Source organism: Maribacter sp., from assembly GCF_049667165.1.
In the GTDB taxonomy this organism is placed as follows: domain Bacteria; phylum Bacteroidota; class Bacteroidia; order Flavobacteriales; family Flavobacteriaceae; genus Maribacter_A.
Map to the genome: position 1 here is coordinate 1 of NZ_JBATHS010000078.1, position 5,879 is coordinate 5,879.

The window sequence follows — 5,879 nt, forward strand, 5'->3', positions numbered from 1 at the left end:
GCGTTGTTCTTCTAAAGAATCCGACAAATGACAACATTTATTACCTTGGTTTTAATATTGGTCTGTATCAATGCCGCCATGATACTTGCAAGCCTTTATGGTGCCAACAAAACTAGAAGCACATCAAACAAAGGAATTTCAGATTCTTCCATATCAAAAATCTACCCGCTCGATTTATTTACCACAGACTACAAAAAAGCCGTATAGTTTTTTACCTTTACCAATAAATCAAACCCTGTTTTTAAGAGTATCCTTGCTAGGCACTCCCTAGTCAGCGGTCTTTAGGTGATTGTAAAAATAAAATGAAACAATTGTTGCTTGTCTTTTTAGGGGGTGGTGTCGGTAGTATATTGCGACATATTATCTCTAGAACGTTCAACAATTATTTTCAACACTTCTACCTGGGAACCTTCATTGTAAATGTTATAGGATGCCTTATTATAGGCCTGATATTAGGACTCTCCCTAAGGAATAATTATCTCACTCAAAATCAAACCCTATTATTGACTACCGGGTTTTGCGGTGGCTTTACAACATTCTCCTCCTTTGCCCTTGAAAACCACGCTTTGATCAAAGCCCACGAAATCCTTCATTTTTCCCTTTATACGATTTCAAGTATAACCGTCGGTATATTAGCGGTATTGTTGGGATTTTGGCTATCCAAGCTTATCCATTAGATTCCCATCCCTTCTATTTTTTACCATCCATCAAGAAAGAACATGCTTTTTTCTGGATACGCCCTTTTTTGCCCTACCCTCATTTTTTTAATGGTCAAATCGCAAATAATAGTATTCTTTTGAAATCATACCCCTATTTTTTTGGGGTATAAATTTATATTTTCATAATTTTTCTAACTATTACCCTATTTTTTTGTGGGTATAAAATGAAATAATATACATTTGACGCCATAAACAACAAATTATGAAGCAAATCGAAGCAATTATTAGAAAATCGAAATTTGATGAAGTCAAGAATGCTTTGCATCAAATTGAGGTCAATTTTTTTAGTTACTGGGATGTAACGGGAGTCGGCAATGAAAAACAGGGGCATGTCTATAGAGGCATATCCTATAGTACAAGCGACATTCAGCGTCGCTATTTATCAATTGTGGTTTCAGATGAGTTTTTAGAAAAAACCGTAGCCACGATTCTGGACACCGCCTATTCCGGCAATGTGGGTGATGGCAAAATTTTCGTTTCTGAGATTTTGGAAGCTTACAGAATACGAACCAAGGAAAACGGACACGCCGGGATCAATTAACCTAAATAAGACATCTAAATCAAAATATTATGACTGAAATACAACAAGAAGCATTGGATAAGGCTGTTGAAACGATCAACGGGGACATGGCTGCATTATGGATAACCATCGCCGCTGTTCTGGTTTTCTTTATGCAAGCTGGATTTACTTTAGTGGAAATAGGTTTTACCCGTAGCAAGAATGCAGGTAATATTGTTATGAAGAATATTATGGACCTATGTATAGGATCGATCATGTTCTGGGCCGTAGGGTACGGCATTATGTACGGAAGCGACCTGGTTTTGGGTGGGCTTTTCAGATCCAGTCCAAGTGATCAGGCCTATTTCTTTTTTAGTGCTACAGACTGGTACAATCTATTCTTTCAAACGGTATTCTGTGCCACGGCAGCCACCATTGTATCGGGAGCTGTAGCTGGTAGGACGAAATTCTCAACGTACTTGATTCTTTCTGCGATGATGACAACATTGATCTATCCTATATCCGGTAGTTGGTATTGGCCTTTCGATGATGACGCTTGGCTAAACACCGCTGGTTTTATTGATTTTGCCGGTTCCTCGGTAGTACATGCCGTCGGTGGTAGTGCAGCTTTGGTTGCCGCTATCATGGTAGGGCCCAGAATAGGCAAATATGTTGATGGTAAGGCGATTGCGATACCCGGTCACAACATTCCGTTTGGCGCCTTAGGTGTATTGATTCTATGGTTGGGTTGGTTCGGCTTTAACGGGGGATCACAATTGGCCTGGGGCGGTGATGATACCATCGCAGCAGGAAGCGTTATAATCAATACCAACTTAGCAGCAGCCATTGGGGCCACCGCCGCTTTGTTCCTTACTTGGTTTAAATATGGCAAGCCCGATATTTCGATGACCTTGAACGGGGCTTTGGCCGGTTTGGTCGGTATTACCGCGGGTTGTGGCGCCGTAAGTGCCTGGGGAGCGTTGGCCATAGGCCTGATTTGTGGATTGCTCGTCGTATTATCCATTGAATTTATTGACAAAAAGCTTCACGTAGACGATCCCGTCGGTGCAATTTCGGTACACGGGGTATGTGGTTTCGTAGGCACGGTTTTAGTAGGTCTTTTTGCTATGGATGGCGGATTGCTTTACGGCGGTGGTGCTCATCTACTTTGGGTACAGACATATGGTTCCCTTGCCTATATCGCTTGGGCGGCCTTAGGCACCTTCGTTGTAATGATTATCCTAAAGAAAACCATCGGTCTTAGGGTATCCAAAGAAATGGAAATGGACGGATTGGATATTCATGAACATGGTTCCGATGCTTATCCTGATTTTAGACTAGATTCACACTAACTATATAAACAAAAATAACGGGGCGTTCTAACAAACGCTCCGATTGTTACGCTTTCAACAAACGATAATTATAAATAATCAAAAACAATTTCCTTTACAAAGGAGTTCTAAAACATTGAATTATGAAAACGATTTTAAAAACTTTTAAAGTAAAATATTTATTTCTTTTCGCCCTACTTTCAATAGCATCGGCAACCTTTGCTCAGGAAGAGGAAGAAGCAAAAAAGCCGGTATCCATAAGCGGTTCTGTTGATGCATATTATCAAACAAACTTAAGCGCCTCTGATACCACACCCCAATCTTTTGGCACTTCATTTGCCAATGAACTGGGTTTTGCCTTGGGTATGGCCAACATTATCGCTACTTATGAAGGCGAGAAAACGGGCGCAGTTGCCGATGTAACATTTGGCCCAAGAGGAGATGGCGCCACTGGGGGTTATAATCTTAACCAATTATATGCCTACTGGAACGTATCGGATGCCACCACCTTGACTATGGGTAGGTTCAATACATTCTTGGGATATGAAGTCATTTCCCCTGTTGGTAATTTCAACTATAGTACCTCCTATCTATTTTCAAGCGGTCCTTTTTCCCATGTAGGCTTAAAGGCAGATTTCTCACTTTCTGATGATTTCAGTTTAATGTTGGCCATTATGAATGTTACCGACACAAATAATAACCTTACTGGTGTTTATTCTGCGGGAGCTCAGCTTGGATATTCAGGGCAATATTTGAATTTCTATTATGATGGTGGAGAAGTATTGGGATTTGAAGTGGATTATACCGGAGGTTTCGATTTATCGGATGATTTCTTTTTAGGAATTAATGCAGCATACGCGGATAATGAAGGAGAAGGTTTTTCCGGAGTGGCCTTGTATCCGCAATTGGCAACTTCCGATGAGTTCTCTATTGGCCTAAGAGGCGAGTATTTTGCAACCCGTTCCGATTTTATCGATGATGATCCCAGTGTTTTTGCCGCCACTTTAACCGGTAGTTATACTATAGAAAATCTAATGATCAAACCAGAAATCAGATTGGATTCCTGGGGCAGTGATGTGGAACCATATTTTGATGCTGATGGAGCAGCTTCCAAAAGTTTATCATCATTCTTGATAGCAGCGATATATTCTTTCTAAAAAAAATTAGTTGATTTTTATTAGAGTTTAAGTTGGGTCAAACCCTGATATTTTCATGTCAGGGTTTGATAATAAGTAACAATACATACTTTTCTTATATATTTATCACCTAAAATAAAATGATTCAATTATGAAAAAAATCGAAGCGATTATCCGAAAATCAAGATTTTCTGATGTTAAGAAGGCCTTACATCAGGTTGAGGTCAACTTTTTCAGTTACTGGGATGTAACGGGAGTTGGCAACGAAAAACAAGGTCATGTCTATAGGGGTATTACCTATAGCACCAGTGATATCCAGCGAAGGTATCTATCGATAGTAGTTTCCGATGAGTTTCTGGAAAGAACGGTTAAGGCTATCCTAGAATCTGCCTATACGGGCCATGTGGGCGATGGCAAAATATTCGTTTCTGAAATCACAGAGGCCTATAGAATTCGAACCAAGGAAAACGGCCATGCCGGAATCAACTAAAACCTTAACAACTAAACTTTAATAAATTACCAATAAACTTTAATAAAATGGATGCAGGATTATTTACGGCGAACAATGTATGGATGATGGTATGTACGGCCCTCGTTTTCTTTATGCACACGGGATTTGCATTTTTGGAGATCGGACTTACCAGGGAGAAAAATACCATAAACATACTTTTTAAGAATGTCTTTATCATATGTGTAGGTCTTTTAATGTATTATATTGGAGGTTTTAATTTAATGTACCCCGGTGAATTTAATGGATTCCTAGGCTTTGGCGGTTTTGGCCTTCCTATAGGGCCCGATGGTCTAACACCTGCATATGCGGATGGGGGCTACACCTACTGGACGGACTTCCTGTTTCAAGGCATGTTTGCCGCCACAGCAGCGACCATCGTATCGGGTGCAGTTGCCGAACGTATAAAATTAGGGGCTTTTATGATTTTTGACATTATCTATGTAGGCTTGGTATACCCTATCGTGGGGTCATGGCAATGGGGAGGTGGATTCCTTTCTACTTTAGGTGGGGACGAAGGCGGATTCTATGATTTTGCCGGTTCTACCTTGGTTCATTCCGTGGGTGGATGGGCTGCACTGATAGCCATAGCACTCCTAGGCCCCAGAATCGGAAAATTTGACGAAAACGGTAAAGCACAAGCTATTCCAGGACATAGCATACCTATGGCCGTAGCTGGGGTACTTATACTTTGGTTAGGTTGGTTCGGGTTTAATGGAGGCTCGGTACTGTCGGCAGATCCAGGATTAACCTCTTTAGTTTTGGTGACAACCTGTTTGGCCGCCGCCGCGGGAGGGGTTTCCGCTTTTATCACCTCCACGCTGCTGTATAAGAATTTTGATTTGACCATGTTTATCAATGGAATATTAGGAGGATTGGTCGGTATTACTGCAGGTGCCGACCTAATGTCGCCTTTTGAAGCCATTATTATCGGACTTATTGCCGGCGTAATCATAGTTTTGGGCGTTGCCTTAATAGACAAAATAAAATTGGATGACCCTGTAGGTGCCGTAACTGTGCACCTTATTTGTGGTATCTGGGGCACTTTGGCCGTAGGTATATTTGGTGATAAAGCAGGTGTAGACCAATTGCTATACCAATTAACAGGTATCGGAGCAGCCGGGGTATTCTGCTGCTTAACCGCATTCATTATTATCTTTACCTTAAAGAAAACCATGGGTATTCGAGTATCCAAGGATGAGGAAATAGAAGGACTTGATCTTCACGAACACGGTATGGATGCTTATCCTGATTTTAGGATGGACCAACATTAGAATAGACCAACATTAGGTTATAAAAAACGGAGCGTTCACTAGATCGCTCCGTTTTATTTATGGGGGTAAGCAAACTGCACTTTATGGCATGAAGACGAATCGCATTATAGCCGAGAATTTCAAAAGGTAAATTGTAACTTATTTAAAAGATTTTTGAAGCAGAATTACATATTCTGGCATTACCATTATTATTTTCTAAAGTTCTTCCAGCTTGTGCTTCGTTAAGACAAAATATAGATGCCCTATTTTGAATAGACCATTCGTCGGGCTAAATCTTACGGATTCTATTCCTTGTGTTTCTTAAAATCCTTGACGCCGGCCAACACCTTAATGTTTAGTGCATTTACATTGGGTACGATAGGACAGGAATATTTTTTATTATAAGCGCAATAGGGATTATAGGCTTTGTTGA

The 5,879-nt window shown here is 40.6% G+C and carries 8 protein-coding genes; 7 read left to right on the forward strand and 1 reads right to left on the reverse strand.

Annotated features, from left to right (window positions below; translation table 11 throughout):
• Window positions 1-27 precede the first annotated feature (27 nt).
• The 7 genes from WBM98_RS04390 (at window position 28) to WBM98_RS04420 (ending at window position 5,467) form a co-directional block, all read left to right on the forward strand.
• On the forward strand, window positions 28-207 hold the full coding sequence (locus tag WBM98_RS04390; protein WP_424364812.1) for a hypothetical protein: 180 nt from the start codon (window positions 28-30) through the stop codon (window positions 205-207).
• 95 nt (window positions 208-302) lie between these two features.
• Complete coding sequence (gene crcB, locus WBM98_RS04395) at window positions 303-677, forward strand: fluoride efflux transporter CrcB (RefSeq protein WP_424364813.1); 375 nt, start codon at window positions 303-305, stop codon at window positions 675-677.
• A gap of 244 nt (window positions 678-921) precedes the next feature.
• On the forward strand, window positions 922-1,260 hold the full coding sequence (locus WBM98_RS04400) for a P-II family nitrogen regulator (RefSeq protein WP_424364814.1): 339 nt from the start codon (window positions 922-924) through the stop codon (window positions 1,258-1,260).
• A 29-nt stretch (window positions 1,261-1,289) separates the two neighbouring features.
• Window positions 1,290-2,570 carry an ammonium transporter gene (locus WBM98_RS04405; protein ID WP_424364815.1) on the forward strand — a complete coding sequence of 427 codons (1,281 nt, stop codon included), beginning with the start codon at window positions 1,290-1,292 and terminating at the stop codon, window positions 2,568-2,570.
• Between the two features lie 122 nt (window positions 2,571-2,692).
• Window positions 2,693-3,706 (forward strand): outer membrane beta-barrel protein, encoded by a 1,014-nt coding sequence (locus WBM98_RS04410; protein ID WP_424364816.1) that lies wholly within the window; start codon window positions 2,693-2,695, stop codon window positions 3,704-3,706.
• A gap of 130 nt (window positions 3,707-3,836) precedes the next feature.
• Window positions 3,837-4,175, forward strand: a complete 339-nt coding sequence (locus WBM98_RS04415) for a P-II family nitrogen regulator (RefSeq protein ID WP_424364817.1) — start codon at window positions 3,837-3,839, stop codon at window positions 4,173-4,175.
• 47 nt (window positions 4,176-4,222) lie between these two features.
• Window positions 4,223-5,467 (forward strand): ammonium transporter, encoded by a 1,245-nt coding sequence (locus WBM98_RS04420; protein ID WP_424364818.1) that lies wholly within the window; start codon window positions 4,223-4,225, stop codon window positions 5,465-5,467.
• A gap of 284 nt (window positions 5,468-5,751) precedes the next feature.
• Here the strand turns inward: WBM98_RS04420 and WBM98_RS04425 are convergent.
• Window positions 5,752-5,879, reverse strand: a 128-nt coding sequence (locus tag WBM98_RS04425) for a DUF1684 domain-containing protein (protein ID WP_424364819.1), incomplete at its 5' end; no start/stop codon positions are given.